The organism is Rhodococcus sp. DMU1 (assembly GCF_012272955.1).
In the GTDB taxonomy this organism is placed as follows: Bacteria; Actinomycetota; Actinomycetes; order Mycobacteriales; family Mycobacteriaceae; genus Rhodococcus; species Rhodococcus aetherivorans.
The window spans coordinates 2,183,589-2,198,928 of record NZ_CP050952.1 but is presented as its reverse complement, the minus strand read 5'-3'; the positions used below and the strand labels follow the sequence as shown (position 1 = coordinate 2,198,928).

18 protein-coding genes are annotated in these 15,340 nt (G+C 70.0%); 7 read left to right on the top strand and 11 right to left on the bottom strand.

What is annotated here, in order from left to right; all coding sequences use genetic code 11:
- Positions 1 to 73 precede the first annotated feature (73 nt).
- Complete coding sequence (locus tag HFP48_RS10355) at positions 74 to 1,147, bottom strand: alpha/beta hydrolase family protein (RefSeq protein ID WP_006939468.1); 1,074 nt, start codon at positions 1,145 to 1,147, stop codon at positions 74 to 76.
- Positions 1,148 to 1,294: 147 nt separating this feature from the next.
- Between HFP48_RS10355 and HFP48_RS10350 the strand changes: the two genes are divergently transcribed.
- Complete coding sequence (locus HFP48_RS10350; protein ID WP_168579476.1) at positions 1,295 to 3,382, top strand: elongation factor G-like protein EF-G2; 2,088 nt, start codon at positions 1,295 to 1,297, stop codon at positions 3,380 to 3,382.
- Between the two features lie 19 nt (positions 3,383 to 3,401).
- On the opposite strand, the gene HFP48_RS10345 is transcribed toward HFP48_RS10350, so the two are convergent.
- From HFP48_RS10345 to ppk2, 3 genes are all read right to left on the bottom strand, one after another.
- Entirely contained in the window at positions 3,402 to 4,097 is a 696-nt protein-coding gene (locus HFP48_RS10345; RefSeq protein WP_168579475.1) for an alpha/beta fold hydrolase, read from the bottom strand.
- 34 nt (positions 4,098 to 4,131) lie between these two features.
- A complete protein-coding gene (locus HFP48_RS10340) occupies positions 4,132 to 4,341 on the bottom strand; it encodes a hypothetical protein (protein WP_044476108.1) in 210 nt (69 codons plus the stop codon).
- 104 nt (positions 4,342 to 4,445) lie between these two features.
- On the bottom strand, positions 4,446 to 5,393 hold the full coding sequence (gene ppk2, locus HFP48_RS10335; RefSeq protein WP_006939479.1) for a polyphosphate kinase 2: 948 nt from the start codon (positions 5,391 to 5,393) through the stop codon (positions 4,446 to 4,448).
- Between the two features lie 191 nt (positions 5,394 to 5,584).
- On the opposite strand from ppk2, the gene HFP48_RS10330 reads away from it, so the two are divergent.
- From HFP48_RS10330 to HFP48_RS10320, 4 genes are all read left to right on the top strand, one after another.
- Positions 5,585 to 6,034 carry a DUF5994 family protein gene (locus tag HFP48_RS10330; protein WP_006939480.1) on the top strand — a complete coding sequence of 150 codons (450 nt, stop codon included), beginning with the start codon at positions 5,585 to 5,587 and terminating at the stop codon, positions 6,032 to 6,034.
- A gap of 37 nt (positions 6,035 to 6,071) precedes the next feature.
- Positions 6,072 to 6,206 (top strand): hypothetical protein, encoded by a 135-nt coding sequence (locus tag HFP48_RS32080; protein ID WP_006939481.1) that lies wholly within the window; start codon positions 6,072 to 6,074, stop codon positions 6,204 to 6,206.
- A 103-nt stretch (positions 6,207 to 6,309) separates the two neighbouring features.
- Positions 6,310 to 7,458: a serine hydrolase domain-containing protein gene (locus tag HFP48_RS10325; protein ID WP_168579474.1), complete on the top strand. Its 1,149-nt coding sequence runs from the start codon at positions 6,310 to 6,312 to the stop codon at positions 7,456 to 7,458.
- A 56-nt stretch (positions 7,459 to 7,514) separates the two neighbouring features.
- Entirely contained in the window at positions 7,515 to 8,195 is a 681-nt protein-coding gene (locus HFP48_RS10320) for a DedA family protein (RefSeq protein ID WP_168580558.1), read from the top strand.
- A gap of 24 nt (positions 8,196 to 8,219) precedes the next feature.
- Here the strand turns inward: HFP48_RS10320 and HFP48_RS10315 are convergent, their stop codons facing one another.
- The 4 genes from HFP48_RS10315 to HFP48_RS10300 all read right to left on the bottom strand — a co-directional run bounded on the left by HFP48_RS10315 (position 8,220) and on the right by HFP48_RS10300 (position 11,472).
- Entirely contained in the window at positions 8,220 to 9,434 is a 1,215-nt protein-coding gene (locus HFP48_RS10315) for a GNAT family N-acetyltransferase (protein ID WP_168579473.1), read from the bottom strand.
- A gap of 66 nt (positions 9,435 to 9,500) precedes the next feature.
- On the bottom strand, positions 9,501 to 9,788 hold the full coding sequence (locus tag HFP48_RS10310; protein ID WP_246872540.1) for a hypothetical protein: 288 nt from the start codon (positions 9,786 to 9,788) through the stop codon (positions 9,501 to 9,503).
- On the bottom strand, positions 9,782 to 9,988 hold the full coding sequence (locus HFP48_RS10305) for a hypothetical protein (RefSeq protein ID WP_232334083.1): 207 nt from the start codon (positions 9,986 to 9,988) through the stop codon (positions 9,782 to 9,784). Before HFP48_RS10305 ends, HFP48_RS10310 begins: the two co-directional genes overlap by 7 nt.
- Positions 9,989 to 10,092: 104 nt before the next feature.
- Positions 10,093 to 11,472 (bottom strand): hypothetical protein, encoded by a 1,380-nt coding sequence (locus tag HFP48_RS10300; protein ID WP_246872539.1) that lies wholly within the window; start codon positions 11,470 to 11,472, stop codon positions 10,093 to 10,095.
- 612 nt (positions 11,473 to 12,084) lie between these two features.
- Between HFP48_RS10300 and HFP48_RS10290 the strand changes: the two genes are divergently transcribed.
- Positions 12,085 to 12,417, top strand: coding sequence for a hypothetical protein (locus HFP48_RS10290; RefSeq protein WP_065922742.1), 333 nt, complete (start codon positions 12,085 to 12,087; stop codon positions 12,415 to 12,417).
- Between the two features lie 23 nt (positions 12,418 to 12,440).
- Positions 12,441 to 13,028 carry a DUF3558 domain-containing protein gene (locus HFP48_RS10285; protein WP_065922743.1) on the top strand — a complete coding sequence of 196 codons (588 nt, stop codon included), beginning with the start codon at positions 12,441 to 12,443 and terminating at the stop codon, positions 13,026 to 13,028.
- A 101-nt stretch (positions 13,029 to 13,129) separates the two neighbouring features.
- Here the strand turns inward: HFP48_RS10285 and ribB are convergent, their stop codons facing one another.
- From ribB to HFP48_RS10270, 3 genes are read right to left on the bottom strand one after another with little or no spacing between them, the layout of a single operon-like run.
- A complete protein-coding gene (ribB, locus tag HFP48_RS10280; RefSeq protein WP_168579470.1) occupies positions 13,130 to 14,350 on the bottom strand; it encodes a 3,4-dihydroxy-2-butanone-4-phosphate synthase in 1,221 nt (406 codons plus the stop codon).
- The gene (locus HFP48_RS10275; RefSeq protein ID WP_168579469.1) at positions 14,347 to 14,832 is read right to left on the bottom strand and encodes a flavin reductase family protein; all 486 of its coding nucleotides are present in this window, start codon (positions 14,830 to 14,832) and stop codon (positions 14,347 to 14,349) included. The genes ribB and HFP48_RS10275 overlap by 4 nt, the downstream gene beginning before the upstream one ends.
- The gene (locus HFP48_RS10270; RefSeq protein WP_168579468.1) at positions 14,829 to 15,332 is read right to left on the bottom strand and encodes an NAD(P)H-dependent oxidoreductase; all 504 of its coding nucleotides are present in this window, start codon (positions 15,330 to 15,332) and stop codon (positions 14,829 to 14,831) included. Before HFP48_RS10270 ends, HFP48_RS10275 begins: the two co-directional genes overlap by 4 nt.
- Positions 15,333 to 15,340: the final 8 nt, after the last annotated feature.

The following is a 15,340-nucleotide window of genomic DNA, read 5'->3' as shown; positions in this document are numbered from 1 at the left end:
ATGTGCTTCACACGCAGCGTACGACGCGTCCCCGACGGGCCGCGGGAAGCGGGTCCGGCCCCGCCGCGGCGCGTCAGGGCTGCGTGTCCAGGGCGCGCTGGAGCGTCGGCCACGCCTTGGGCAGCTGGTCGCGCCAGTAGCCCCAGGCGTGCACGCCGACGGGTTCGTAGGTGACGGTGACGGGGATCTTCAGGGCGCCGAGGCGTTCCTCGAGCCGCTGGGTGCACATTCGCGAGCCGGCCTCGAGGATGCCGCCAGCGACGAGGGTGCGCGCCAGGTCCGGGGTCTCGGGCGTCTCGTGGGGACCGGGCACGCCCGTCGCAGCGGACAGGTAGAGCTCCTTGCCGGCGAGGTTCTCGGCGTGCGCGACGGTGTCGTGCTCGGCCCACTCCCGGCTGCCGGGCGGGCCCCACATGTTCACGACGTCGCCGCCCTGCGACGAGGTGCTGGTCTGCACGACGGCACTGCCGAGCAGGTCGCCCGTCGAGTAGCAGCCGCTGAAGGCGGCGACGCCCCGGTAGAGCTCGGGGTGCCGGTGGGCGAGCATCATGGCCGCCTGCCCACCCATCGAGTTCCCGGCGATCGCGTTGACCCCGTTGCTGTTCAGCCGCGCGGCGAGCAGCGGCGGAAGCTCCTCGGTGAGGAAGGTTTCCCACTTGTTCAGGCCGAGCTTGGGGTCGGACTGCTGCCAGTCGCTGTAGAGGCTGCCGCGGCCGCCGTTGGGCATGACGACGTTGACGTTCTTGTCGGCGAAGAAGGCGGGCGCGCCGCCGATGTTCATCCAGCCGCTGGTGTGGTTGCGGGCGCTGACCCCGTCGAGCAGGTACAGGGTGGGGCGCGGGGCCGAGTTGTCGGCGGGCAGCAGGACCTCGACGCCCACGTCGCGGCGCAGGGCGGGGCTCGCGACGGTCAGCCGCACGGCGCGTTCGGAGATCGGGGTCTCCCCCACGATGGCCGGTGTCGCGATGTTCCGCAGCTCCGGCAGGGGTCCGGGGTCCTCCTGGAAGGCCGCCGGCACGGACGAGCCGGAATTCGATCCGGTGCCGGGTGCCGCGACGGCGACCCCCGCCCCCAGCACGGAGACGGCGGCGAGTGCCGTCCCGGCCGTGAACAGGCGGACGAGTGCCGGGCGCTGAACATCAACCACGAGGGCCTCCCTAAACCTCAAGTTCAGGTTGAGAGTAACTCGAGCATCGCCCCCGCGGCGACTTTTTGGACCGCCGCCGATCCCGAAAGACGCCACGGCGGCGGAACCGCCTCCTACACTTGGCACAGGCCACGGGAGGAGTCGCCGATGCCCGACCGCTCTGCCGCACGCACCGAACGGGCGCCCGCCGTCGAGCGCCCCGCACAGATCCGCAACGTCGTCCTCGTCGGTTGCAGCGGGGTCGGCAAGACCACCCTCGCCGAATCCCTGGCCCTGGCCGCCGGCGCCGTGGGCCGCGCCGGACGCACCGCCGACGGCACCACCGTCTCCGACTACGAGGCGATCGAGCAGCAGCACCGCCGCTCGGTGCAACTGGCCGTGCTGCCGCTCGAGTGGAACGGCGTGAAGATCAACATCATCGACACCCCCGGGCATCCGGACTTCGACGCCGAGGTCCGCGCGGGACTGCACGCCGCCGACGCGGCCGTATTCGTCGTCTCCGCAACAGATCCCATCTCCGCCGCCACGCGCACCCTGTGGCGCGAATGCGCCGAGACCGCGATCCCGCGCGCCATCGTCGTCTCCAAGCTCGACGTCGCCCGCACGGACTTCGACGAGATGCTCACCGCCTGTCACGACGCCTTCGACCTCGGGCCGGACACCCTGCGCCCCGTGTACGTGCCGGTCTTCGACGGCGGCCGCCCGTGCGGCTCGATCGATCTGCTCACCGGCCGCGGCTACGGCCATCCCGCCGCCGTGCCGGACACCGGCGCCGCGCGCGAGAGCCTCGTCGAGGCGATCTCCGGCCAGGACGACACGCTCATGGAGCGCTACCTCGCCGGCGAGGCCCTCGACACCGAATCCCTCGACGAGGGGCTGCGGCACGAGATCGTCGACTGTGCACTGCATCCCGCTCTCGCCACCACCGACTACGGGGTCGGCGCCGCCGAACTGCTCGATCTCGTCGCGATGGCCTTCCCCGACCCCACCCACCGTCGCCCGCCCGCCCCCGCCGCCGATCCCGCGGGGCCGTTGACGGCGCAGGTGATCCGTGTCGCCGGGGATGCGTACGTCGGGCGCATCAGCCTGGTGCGGGTGTTCTCCGGAACGCTGCGCCCCGACACGACGATCCGGCTGGCCGGGTCCGCCGGCGACGACACCACCGAGCGCGTCGCGACCCTCACCAGCCCGTTCGGCCGGCAACAGCGACCGGTGCCCGAGGCCGTCGCCGGCGATCTGGTGTGCATCGCCAAGCTCGTCACCGCCCAGCCCGGCGACACGCTCTCCGAAGCGGGGGCGTCGACCCTGCTGGACCGCTGGCCGCTGCCCGAGCCGCTGCTGCCCGTGGCCGTCGAGGCCCACAGCCGCAGCGACGACGACAAGCTCTCGCAGGCCCTCTCCAGGCTGACCGCCGAGGACCCCGCCCTGCGTCTCGAGCAGAACCCCGACACCCACCAGCTGGTGCTGTGGTGCACGGGCGAGGCCCACGCCGAGGTCGTCCTCGACCGGCTGCGCACCCGCCACGGCGTGAACGTCGACGCCGTCCCGTACCGGGTGGCGCTGCGCGAGACGTTCGCGGCCCCCGCAAAGGGCCACGGCCGCCTCGTCAAACAGTCCGGCGGCCACGGCCAGTACGCGGTGTGCGACGTCGAGGTCGAACCGCTGCCCATCGGCGGCGGCATCGAATTCGCCGAACGCGTCGTCGGCGGCGCCGTGCCCAGGCAGTTCTTCCCGTCCGTCGAGAAGGGCGTGCGTGCGCAGGCCGCCAAGGGTGTGGCCACCGGAAACCCGCTCATCGACGTCCGCGTCACCCTCGTCGACGGCAAGGCACACTCGGTGGACTCCTCCGACGCCGCGTTCCAGACCGCGGCCGGGCTGGCGCTGCGCGACGCCGCCACGCACACCGAGGTCAAGCTGCTCGAACCTGTCGCCGCGGTGCGGGTGATCCTGCCCGAGGAGTATCTCGGCGCCGTCCTCGGCGACCTGTCCGCCCGGCGCGGCCGGGTCCTCGGCACCGAGAGCGCCGAGCCGGGCAGGACCCTGCTGCGCGCGGAGGTCCCCGAGCTCGAACTCGCCCGCTACCCGGTCGATCTGCGGTCCCTCACCCAGGGCACCGCCGAGTTCGCCCGGATGCACCTGCGCTACGAGGCGATGCCCGCCGCGGTGGCTGCGCAGTTCACCGGCGGCCAGGAGACGGCCACGTCGAACGGCAAGTCCCGCAGCGGAAGCCGGTAACGCGTCCGGCGGCGGATCCTCACTCCCGCAGCAGCAGCGACGCCAGTTCCGCCGGGCGGGCGAGGGCGGGCAGGTGCCCGCTGTCGATCACCTCGGGCTCCACGCCCAGCCGCTCGCGAGCGAGGCGCTCGATCAGCGGCAACGGGAACAACCGATCGTGACGGCCCGCGATCACCCGCACCGGCACGTCCGGCCACCGCGGCGCCCGCCACGCCGGCTCGAACGCCGTCTCCGACATGCCCGGCTGCTCGTGCGCGAAGGCTTCGTCGACCACGTCGGCGGGCACGTCGTGGAAGAACAGCCCGCGCGGATCCAGCGGCGCGTCCGGATCGCGCCCCTCGGCGACGTCCTGCGCGCGCTTCGCCTCGGCCTGCGCCACCGCCGACCACCACTGCCCCGGCGACTCGCCCGGCGCCGGAATCATCGGGGCCACCAGGATCAGCCCGTCGACGGGCATCCGCTCGGCGGCGATCGCCGCGGTGAACGCGGACATCGACTGCGCGACCAGGGTCGGCGGCCGCGCGACGTCACGGCCGGCCGAAACCACGACGTCGGCGTAGGTGTACTGGTCGGCGCCGGGATCGGTGTACGGCAGGTCGACTGGGACGACCTCGTGCCCACACTCGCGCAGCAGCGGCACCACCCGGTGCCAGTACCACGAGTCCGAGCCGGCCCCCGGCAGCAGGACGAAGGCACGGGTCATGGCATCGGGCATCGGCGGCTCCGGCTCGGGTGACGACACGGCCCGGTCAGTCCGGCGCCTCGTCGCCCGTCACGATCGGCTTCTGCTCCTCGCGGTCCGAGACGCTGCCCTCGACGCCCTCCTCCTCGCGCTCGGACTCGACCCGCTTCTCCATGTCGTCCACCAGGTTCTCCAGGTCTTCCCGGGTGACCGGGGCCGGGCGGTCGGTGGCCTCCACGGGCTCTTCGCGCTCATCGCGCTCATCCGGACTTCCCACGGTGTGACGTCCTTTCGATGTCGGCCGGCGTCCGCCGGTTCGGCCCTCTCGCAGTACCCGGTCTCCCGCACCCCGAAACGGCGCGGGCGGTCGCCGGCCGCAGATCACATCGTCGGAAAGGACTCCGAGGGGCGCTCCCCCTCGTCGTACACCGTCTCGGGCGAGCCGATGATCAGCGGATCCGGGGTGCGGACCACCCGCGGATCCTTGCCGGTGTAGTCGAAACGGTGCAGCACCCACTTCATGGCCTCGATCCGCGAGCGCTTCTTGTCGTTCGCCTTGACGATGGTCCACGGCGCGTGCGGGGTGTCGGTGTAGAACAGCATCGCCTCCTTCGCCTCCGTGTACGCGTCCCACTTGTCGAGGCTCGCGAGGTCCGTCGGCGAGAGCTTCCACTGCTTGACCGGATCGGTGCTGCGCGCGACGAACCGCGCGTGCTGCTCCTCGCGGCCCACCGAGAACCAGAACTTGACCAGATGGATCCCCGACTGCACCAGCATCCGCTCGAATTCCGGTGCGGAGCGGGTGAATTCGCGATACTCGTTCGGGGTGCAGTAGCCCATCACCCGTTCGACGCCGGCCCGGTTGTACCAGGACCGGTCCATCAGCACGATCTCCCCACCGGCCGGCAGGTGCTCGACGTAGCGCTGGAAATACCACTGCGTGCGTTCGCGCTCGGTGGGCTTCTCGAGCGCCATCACCCGCGCGCCGCGGGGATTGAGGTGCTCGGTGAACCGCTTGATCGCCCCGCCCTTGCCGGCCGCGTCGCGGCCCTCGAAGATGATGACGATCTTCTCGTCGTACTCCTTGACCCAGGCCTGCAGCTTGAGCAGTTCGATCTGCAGCCGGCGTTTGCGGGCCTCGTACTGCCGCCGCGTCATCTTCGTGTCGTACGGATACCCGTGCCGCCACGGTTCGTCGACGTCGGCGACCAGGTTCTCGCGGCCCGACTTGCGCAGCAGCTCGCCGATTTCGTCGATCTCCGGGGTGACGTCGACCTGGCCGTCCGACGCGAGTTCGAACGGCTCGCCGTTCTCGTTCAACTCGTCCACTCCGTGAGATTACCGCCGGCACCCGCACCCCGCGGTTCGATCGGGTGTGCGACCCGCTGCACATTCGCCCGTTCCCGGCCCCACCCTGTAGGCTTCGGGTATCGATGGGCATCTCGCGTCGAGCCTCCCGCTCGATGGGCCCCGATTGGAACATCTTTCCGGCTGATTCGCGGCCGACCAAGGAGCGTCCTGTGACGCACACACCGCCTCCACATCCCGGCACCCGCCGGGATGCGCCGGCACGGGCGGGAACGCAGCCGTTCCCCGAGCCCACACGCACCCCGCGGCTGCTGCTGCGACCTGCCGGGGCGCCCACGTCGTCCGTCGACGGCGCATGGTTTCCCTGGACCTCGAACATCACCTCGGAGCTGCACGACCTGATCTCGGCGCTCGCCCCGCGGCTCGGGTCCGTCGCACGGATCGCGTTCGAATGGAATGCGGTCAGCTCCGCTCAGCGACGCATCGACGACGTCGACGACATCGAGATCACCGGTCCGATTCCCGGACAGCCGGCGAACCTGATGTATCTGTTCGGCGAGAACGACACGCGGATCGCGCTGACGCTCGTCGATCCCCACACCGATCCGGACCGCGCCTACGAGATCATGCGAACAGTCGCCGATGCGCCCGGCGACCACTGACCCTTCCCTCCCCGATCGCTCCACAGAACAGGACACCATGCAGCACCACGAGTACCCGATCTTCCTTCAGCCCGGCAAGCCCGCCGAGCCGGACACCACCGCCGACCTCGAGGCGGACACCCGGCGTCACGGACCGTACGACTACTCCGGCCTCTTCTCCGCACCGAACTGAGCGCCCGCCGCCGCTTTCATGATCGAACTGCACGCGCTGCGCCGATGCAGGGTTCACACTGAGGTCCGATGATGTTGTCATCCTGCCGACCCTGGGAGCTGCGATGCGCCGTCTTTCGATCCTCGCCGTGAGCGCCTTCGTGGTGGTGGCCGCGGCCTGCGGCTCCGACACCGGCACCGAGGACTCCGCGACGACGACCACCCGCGCGCCCGACGCGGCCCAGGCCGAGAAGTTCCAGACCGCGCTCGACGACGTGCGCAACGACTTCAGGTTCCCCGGCGTCGTCGCGCGGGTGATCACCGCCGACTACGAGTGGACCGGCAGTTCCGGGACCGCAGGCCAGGACTCCACCGAGCCCCCGACCGCCTCCGACCACACCCGCATCGGCAGCATCACCAAGACGTTCACCGTCACCGCGGTGCTCCAGCTGATGCAGGACGGCAAGCTGTCCCTCGACGACCCCATCGGCAAGTACGTGCCCGGCCTGCCCAACGGTGACACCGCCACCCTGCGCCAGCTCGCCGACATGACCAGCGGCATCCCCAGCTACACCTTCGACGAGAACTTCCAGAACCAGCTCTTCGGCGACCCGACCAAGCCCTGGACTCCCGAGCAGCTGCTCGACATCGTGCGCGGAGCGCCGCCGAACTTCCCGCCCGGGGAGAAGTGGGAGTACTCGAACTCGAACCTCATCGCCCTCGGCCTGGTCGTCGAGCAGGTCAGCGGGCAGAGCCTGGGCGACTACATCACCGGGAAGATCATCGAGCCGCTCGGGATGCGCGAGACCTCCTTCCCCGACACCGCCGAGATCCCCTCCCCCCACCTCGAAGGCATCACCGAGCAGGGCCAGCCGGAGGGACAGACCACCGACCCCACCAACTGGGATCCCTCGTGGGCATGGGCCGCCGGGGCGATGATCTCCACCCTCGACGACCTGCAGATCTGGGCGAAGGCCATCGGCACCGGCGAGGGGCTCTACGACCAGCAGACCCAGGACGTGCGCATGTCGTCGTTCCTGTACGGGCTGCCACCGAACACCGCGACCGCGGCGTACGGGCTCGGGCTCGGCGACGCCGACGGCTGGCTCAGCCACACCGGCGAGCTGCCCGGTTTCAACACCTACTTCGGCTACGACAAGAACACCCAGGACATCATCCTCGTGGCCGTCAACAGCGACATCCCCAATGCCCAGAACCAGAACCCCGCCCCCGCCGTGGTGCAGAAACTGCAGGCCGCGCTCGCCGGATCCTGACCGGGACGAGGCCGTGGCGGCCCTCACGTCGGCCGGATCCGGCGTGATCCGCCGTTATCGTGGGTGAGGTGACTGCACCACTCCTCGCCGCCATCCCGGCCGACGCCGCCGTCCCGACCGAGGGCCTCGCCGGCTGGGCGCTGTCCCTCATGGACCGGCTCGGCGGCGTCGGAGCGGGGATCGCGATCGCGCTGGAGAACTTCTTCCCGCCGCTGCCCAGCGAGGTCATCCTGCCGCTGGCCGGGTTCGCCGCGAGCCTGGGCAGCTTCACCCTCTTCGGGGCGCTGTTCTGGACCACCCTCGGCTCGCTCGCCGGCGCCCTCGGCCTCTACGCGGCCGGGCGCGGCGTCGGACCGGACCGCATCCGCCGGATCGTCGACAGGCTCCCCCTCGTCGACGTCGCGGACCTCGACCGCACCACCGCATGGTTCGAGCGGCACGGCAGCAAGGCCGTGTTCTTCGGCCGCATGGTCCCGCTGTTCCGCAGCCTCATCTCCATCCCCGCCGGCGTCACCCGCATGCCCGCGTGGCGATTCGTGCTGTTCACCACCGCCGGCAGCCTCGTCTGGAACACGATCTTCGTCCTCGCCGGCTACGGGCTGGGAGCGAACTGGGCGCGGGTCGAGCCGTACGCGTCGGTGTTCCAGAACATCGTGATCGCCGCCGTCGTCCTGTTCCTCGGCTACGCGATCGTCAAGCGTGTCCGGAAGCGTCGCGCGCAGAGCGGTACGAGCTGACCACGACACTGCGCCCGGGCGGGATCAGAACATGACGCCGGCGAACGGCGCCGATGCCGTCGCGAACAGCTGCTCGACCACCGGGAGCGCCTCGTCGTCGAGCACCCGCACCAGGCCGGCGACCTCCAGCTGATGCCACCGCGTCCCGCCGAGCAGCGTCGCGGCGAGCGCGGACACGTCCACCTCGAGCTGCGCCGGCTCGTCCACCCGCTCGGCCCCCGCCGCCGAGATCCGATACGTCCCGGTGTTCTCCGGGAGACGCTCGTCGATCACGGCCAGCCGCACCTCTCCGGTGCCGGCGTAGGTCCGCGCACGCAGCGCGGCCGGCACGTCGACGATGCGCAGCCACGTCTCGTCGCCGGCACTGCGCAAGCGCACCGCGCGCGAGTCCGTCAGCAGCCACGGCAGCGGATCGTCCTGCGGGAGCGCGGCGAAGACGAACGTGTCGACGAGATCGAGGTTCAGCAGGAACCGGAGCAGGCCCAGGTAGGCGGTGCGGGTCGGGGCGAAGAAGTCCTCGACGACGACCGTCCGATCCCGGCTGCCGAACCACATGTCGGTGCCGATCGGCCGGTACCGGGCAAAGCCCGTCTCCTCGCCCGGCTCACCGTGCACCGCGACGTACCGGGGCTCGCGGTCCCCGACGATCCGGTGCTCCTGCGACCGCCACCACGGCGGGATGCGATCGATGCTCCCGGGCCGCGACGACGGATTGGCGTCGGCAATGCGCGACAGCAGGTCCCACGCGTGGTGCGGATCGACGAGCCGCACCGGTTCGCCCTCGCCCACCGACGGGCGCAGCACCGCCCGCCGCACGTCGAGCTCGACGGTGTGCGTCGTCGTGGCGACGCCGTACCCGAAGCGGCCGTAGATCGTCGCCTCGGAGGCCCGCAGCGACGTCACCACCTCACCCCGGTCCTGGGCATCGCTCAGCTGACGACGCATCAACGCCGAGAGCACACCCCGCCGCGTGTGCGTGGGCAGCACGCCGACGTGCGTCACGGCGGCGTGCGGAACCCGCCGGCCGCCGGGCAGCACCATGCCACTCGACGCCGACTCCACCGTGCCGACCATCTGCCCGTCGACGAACGCCCCGAGGGTGCGGCCCTGTTCGCGCTGGGTGAGGATCTGTCCCGGCTCGAGCGGATTCGGCGCCGGCATCCCGATCATCGCGGTACGGAACAGCTTCGCCGCCGTCAGCAGCTCGGCTTCGGTGTCCAGGACTCGAATCTCCGGCATTACCGCAGCATACGGGGATCACGGCGACGGGACCGCCCAGACGTGCCCTCCGCCCGGGCCCGCCGTTCATCGAAACACCGCCGCCGCCCCACCGAACAACAGGACACCGACCAGCAGCGACGGGACCGCGACGCTGGAGATGGCCAACCCCGTGCCGAATCGACGGACCGGCCCGCGGAACGCCGTCAGCAATCCCCCACCGACGAGTGGACCGAGGTACGGCCACGCTGCGTCGCCGCCGGCAACGCCGAGAGGGACCGACGCCACGCACCCCAGTCCGCACAGCGCCCCGACGAAGCTCTCCGGGCCGAACCAGTCGATGCGATTGGTCCACCACGACTCACGGCTCACCACGACAACAACCACACGACACAGAGAACTACCGCGGCCCCACCGACTCCGAGCGCAATTCCGCGGTCACGTTCGGCGCGTGAGCGCGCCAGCACGGCAGCGACGGCACCCATGAGTGCGGCGACGACAGCGAGGATCCACCCTTCCGTCGGGTTCGCCCGATAGTCGATCATGCCGATCGCGGCGACAATCCCGACGAACAACGACGCTCCGCCGGCTGCGGCAAACGGCAGGGACCACGTGGCGGCCTCCCAGAAGCCGATCCGATCGAGCCGTTGCGAAAGCCCAGGCGGGAGGACCGGCCGAATCATCGGACGACCACCACACGAAGCGCATCCTCCGTACCACCGAGCCGCGTGGGCTGGTGCGGATCCGCATCGGGACGTGTCCCCGCCTCGTAAGGCGGCAACTGAGCGTACGCAGACCTGAAACGCTCGAACGCTTCCGTTCCGACCCCGATCGAATGATGGAACGGAAGGTTGATGAGCGGACCGTATTCGCTGCCGCTGTCGGCAGGGTCGATCGTGACAGTTTCCGTACCGCCCATGGGCGTATCCCGATAGACCTCGAGCGCCGGGTAATCCGTGATCACACCGTCGACAGCAATTCCTTCCGCCCGCGGCGATACCACGATGTCGCCGTTGACCGTATGCGTTGGCGTCGACACATCCGGAGCGAGAGGGTTTCTCGCGTGGTACTGGATCCGAACGGCACCGTCGGCCGCCTGCTGGACGTCTACGGTCGGCACACCGACCCGTACGTCACCGTCGACCGACACCGAAGGATTCTGACGGGCGATCACCATGCCGTTCTCGTAGTCGACGTAGATCGCGACTCGTGTGTCCTCGACGTCGAATCGGGGATCCTCGGACCGATGGTCACCCAGATCCTGCGGCAGGTTCACCACCGTTTCGGACGGGATGTAGAGCCCGATCCGCACTACGCCCTGACCCGGCACGGGTTCGATCCGACCCGCGACGACCTCCGGCCCGACTCCCGCGTACTTCTCGGCGAAGCTGTTCGCCACAAGGATGTACGCCGTCGCCCAGTCCACCGGGTCGAGCGGGAACCGACCTGTGAGTCGTTCGAATGCATCGGCGGCATCCGCACGCCGCTCGTCGCCGGAGTCTGCCCCCGGGGCAGGCGCGGGTCCGGCGAACACCACGTCCGCCGGAAACCGAACCTCGTCCGATTGCATCGCGGAGAGCGACTCGAGCGCTCTCCGCATCGCCGTTGCCACCCGCGCGTCTTCGTCGCCCAGTACGGTCAACGCGCGGACAATTTCCGTCTCGTGTCGGCTCGCGACTTCATTCGAGGCTCCGGCCACATCGACCGCCGAGACACGCCCATCGTTCGCAACCCGAAACCCCTCACATTCCGCCAACGCGATGGCATGCACTACGTACGATCGCGCGGCCTCGATGCTCGAGGCTCCGCGGTGAGCAACATCGACACAACGTTCGAGAGCTCCTGCCGCGCGATTCGCCGCATCCACGAATCGCTGCATCCTGGTGCGTTCGTGATCGCCGGCTGCTCCTCGCCAAAACCGGTGCGAGTCGTCGAAGTCGCGCTCCGCGTCGCGCTTACGCCGGTCGATTTCGTCACCAAGTTCCTCCCATGCAGCTGCGATCACGACCAGCGAAGCGGTGTCCCAGCGTTGGGCCTGCTCTCTCGTCGCCGGACTCACACTCTGCCCCGCAGGTCGCGCAATGCGTCGGCCGACGCACGATCCACCTCCGAATACGAATCCGCAGCAGCTTCAGCCCTCACCGCCACATCGCGCAGACGAGCGGCCAACTGGGACATCGATGCGACCACGGCTGTCCACACCTCTTCACATGCAATCGCGGTACACGATCCGGAAAGCAGATCCCCGACTTCCGACCTGTCGGTGCATTTCTCCAGTGCGGCACCGGCGTCCGCAGTCCTTGCTGCAAGCAACCGGAGTTCTTCCGGCACGACGAAAACGCTCTCCCCCATGCAGTTGCCCCCTGTTTCCCCTACCTGCCCGATGCACCTTACACAGAAGGACCCGCGCTGTATGCGACTGCCGGATGACCAGCTGCCGACAATCCGACGGATCACCCGCAGCAACGCTGACCGAGTCAGCCGGCTTGCACCCGTTCCGAGATGCAGGCACCCGTTCCAGCTCGCTGCAGCGGGTGCCTGCATCACACAGCAGGTGCAAGCCCGCGGTCGTTCCCCGCCTGTCCGTTGCCCTTCGCACGGGTCCGAGCAGTGACGTACGCCCCTCCGTCGATGCGCTACAGTGCCTCGTCCATGGACCGAGGGGGAATCCGTGACAGATCGACTGCGCCTTGAACCGCACACCATCGAGGACATCGTCGCCATCTGCGACACCATGCTGGAATCGCTCAAGAAGGCGGCAAACGACGCCTACGAGCTGGCGGACGCGCCGAGTTTCGGCGGCTTCAAATCCGCCGAGGACCTTCGCACCGGGTTCATACTGAAGGCCCGCGGCACACCCGCTTCTCTCTACGAGAGGCTCGAGCAATTCCATTCCGTGTTGAAGGAGATGCGCGAGACGTTTGCCGCCGGCGGCGAGGGTTTCCTTGATGCCGAGTACGACTGGACACAGAAGATCGGCGACATGCGCGAGGCACAGCGGTGAGTCGCCGCGCACTCGACTCTGCGATGTCGGCGCTCGTACTTGTCGCAGTGCTCACAGCATGCGAGGGACCTAGACCCACTCCCGCGGAACCGACAACCGCGGCCGCGGCCCCGACCCGTGTACCTCGAATCGTCGACGAATCAGATCGCCCGCACGTGGCGTTCGATCCCTGTCTCGACCTTCCCGACGACGTCGTGGCAGCTGCCGGATACAACCCGACGTCGAGGCGATTCTCGGATTTCCCTGCAACGCACTACACGATGCTGGGATGCCAATTCGACGGCACGCTGCACATCCCCGGCGTCCTGGACCGCTACGGCCTTTCGGTCCTCTCCGCCAACTTCACTTTCGAAGTGGAACAGGAGAAGACAGCCGACTACGCCGTCCCTACGGAGTTCGCCGGTCGACGAGCACTCCTCAAGATCGATCCGTCCCGCCCTTACAGCTGCGGCATGAGCGTGGAGACGTCGTACGGCGTTCTGATGGTCGGGCGAATCCACTTCCGCGACAGCAGCGCACCGCTTCCGGAGTCGCAGTGGTGCGTCGGCCTCGACGACACCGTCGGCCGCATCGTCGCCGTCCTCGACGACGTCGAGTCGAGACCCCGCTGATCACCGGGCGCACACGCGCCCGTCAGTCATCCGCCTCGGCAATTGTCAGCGCGGATGACTGCGATCTGCGCGGATCCGAGATGGCGCCCGCCCGCGCAGGCTCATCCTTCCGCCGCGGGCAGAAGATGCCCCATCCGCCGCCGCTTCGTCTCCAGATACCGCACGTTCGCCGGGGCACTGCCCACGTGCAGCGGCACCCGCCCCGACACGACGATGCCGTTGTCCTCGAGCCCGGAGATCTTGGCCGGGTTGTTGGTGAGCAGCCGCACCGACCGCACACCGAGGTCGTGCAGGATCGCGGCGGCACCGCCGTATTCGCGGCCGTCGGCGGGTTCGTCCAGTTCCAGATTGGCCTGCACGGTGTCCAGGCCGCCGTCCTGCAGCCGGTAGGCGGCCAGCTTCTTCAGCAGTCCGATGCCACGGCCCTCGTGCCCGCGCAGATACACCAGCACCCCGCCCTCGTGCGCGAGACGCTCGAGGGCGGCGTCGAGCTGCGGGCCGCACTCGCAGCGCTGGGAGGCGAACGACTCCCCCGTCAGGCACTCCGAATGCACCCGCACCAGCGCCCCGTCGACCGGGTCGCCGGCGAGCAGCGCCAGGTGCTCGGCACCGGTGTGCCGGTCCAGGTAGCCGACGGCACGGAAGGTGCCGAACCGGGTCGGCATCACGGTCTCGTCGGCGCGGATCACCCGCCCGGCCGGCACCACGGTTGCGGGCAGCGGGTGCGCGGCGCGGTAGTTGATCAGCTCCGCGACGGTGAGGACGGGCAGGTCGTACCGGGCGCCGAGGTCCTCGATGCCGGGCATGCGCATCATGGACCCGTCGTCGGCGACGAGTTCGGCGATCACCCCGACCTGCGGCAGCCCGGCGAGAGCGCACAGGTCGACGGCGGCCTCGGTGTGGCCGGGACGTTCGAGCACCCCGCCGGGCCGGGCGCGCAGCGGCAGGATGTGCCCGGGCCGGATCAGGTCCCGGGCGGTGGCGGTGGGGTCGGCGAGCACCCGCAGCGTGGTGGCGCGGTCGGCGGCACTGATGCCGGTGCTCACCCCGCGCGCGGCGTCGACAGTCACCGTGTACCCGGTCTGCTTCGGGTCCTGGTTGTCGGTCACCATCGCCGGCAGGTCCAGGGCGTCGGCGCGGGCGCCGGTCATCGGCGCGCACAGCAGGCCCGAGGTGTGCCGCACGGTCCACGCGATCCACTCCGGACTCGCGTGGTGGGCGGCGAGGATCACGTCGCCCTCGTTCTCGCGGTCGGCGTCGTCGGCGACGAGGACGGGCCGCCCCGCGCGCAGTGCGGCCAGCGCCGCCTCCACCCGGTTCACGACGCCACCAGCCTGCGGAAGGCGCTGCGGTGGAACACGATCGGCTCGGTGCCGGAGTCGTCGCAGTGCAGTTCGCGGACCCGCAGCACGACGATGGCGTGGTCGCCCGCGGGCACTTGCTGTTCGATCGACACGTCCATCCGGACGCTACAGCCGGCGACGAACAGCGCTCCCCCGTCCCGGGTTTCGGTGTCGATGCCGGCGAACCGGTCGCCGACCTTGGCCGCGAGCACCCGGGCGGCACCGTCGGAGTTCAGGACGCTGATGCCCAGTCGCGGTCGTGCCGCGAGCTTCGGCCAGGTGGTGGAGGTGTTCTGCACGCAGAATGCCACCAGCGGCGGATCCAACGACACCGGCACGAACGTGCTCGCGGCCATGCCGAGGCGTTCGGTGCCGGTGTCGGCGCAGATCGCGACGACCCCGGACGGGATGTGGGCGAAGGCGCGACGCAGCGCGGCGCCGTCGAGGGTCAGGGTGGTCATCGGGCCTCCGTCCGGAGAGTGGAGCGCAGGACCGGAGCCCAGCGCTGGGCGTAGTCCGCGATCCGCGTGTCGGTGGTGTAGGTGGAGTCGAGCAGGTACAGACCCGGCGCCGGGGTGGTGGCACCGAGTTCGACGAGGACCGGCTTGAGCAGCAGGTCCGGGGCCAGGGCGTGGGCCGGGCCGGCGCCGAGCATGAGCGGCACGGCGGTGACGTCGCGCAGGCCGTCGCCGGTGGCGAACTGGTCGAGGAAGAGCTTGAGGATGCCGGTGTAGGCGGCCTTGAAGGTGGGGCTGGCGACGACCACGAGGTCCGAGGCGGCGACGGTGTCCACCGCCGCCTTGACGGCGTCGTCGCCCCAGCCGAGCAGGCCGGGTCCGAGGGTGATCACGTCGACGACGTGGTCCGGTGCGGAGCCGGTGAGTTCGGTGGCCAGGAGGGTGGCGGCGTCGAGGGTGCGGGAGCCGGGCTTGGGGTTGCCGGCGACGACGGTGGTCTTCATGGCGGGTG

What these genes read in the sequence shown, in the direction of transcription:
- HFP48_RS10350 (WP_168579476.1), top strand. Translation starts at nt 1,295, where the DNA reads ATGCCCGACCGCTCTGCCGCACGCACCGAACGGGCGCCCGCCGTCGAG.
- HFP48_RS10345 (WP_168579475.1), bottom strand. Translation starts at nt 4,097, where the DNA reads ATGCCCGATGCCATGACCCGTGCCTTCGTCCTGCTGCCGGGGGCCGGC.
- HFP48_RS32080 (WP_006939481.1), top strand. Translation starts at nt 6,072, where the DNA reads ATGCAGCACCACGAGTACCCGATCTTCCTTCAGCCCGGCAAGCCCGCC.
- HFP48_RS10325 (WP_168579474.1), top strand. Translation starts at nt 6,310, where the DNA reads ATGCGCCGTCTTTCGATCCTCGCCGTGAGCGCCTTCGTGGTGGTGGCC.
- HFP48_RS10315 (WP_168579473.1), bottom strand. Translation starts at nt 9,434, where the DNA reads ATGCCGGAGATTCGAGTCCTGGACACCGAAGCCGAGCTGCTGACGGCG.
- HFP48_RS10285 (WP_065922743.1), top strand. Translation starts at nt 12,441, where the DNA reads ATGTCGGCGCTCGTACTTGTCGCAGTGCTCACAGCATGCGAGGGACCT.
- HFP48_RS10275 (WP_168579469.1), bottom strand. Translation starts at nt 14,832, where the DNA reads ATGACCACCCTGACCCTCGACGGCGCCGCGCTGCGTCGCGCCTTCGCC.
- HFP48_RS10270 (WP_168579468.1), bottom strand. Translation starts at nt 15,332, where the DNA reads ATGAAGACCACCGTCGTCGCCGGCAACCCCAAGCCCGGCTCCCGCACC.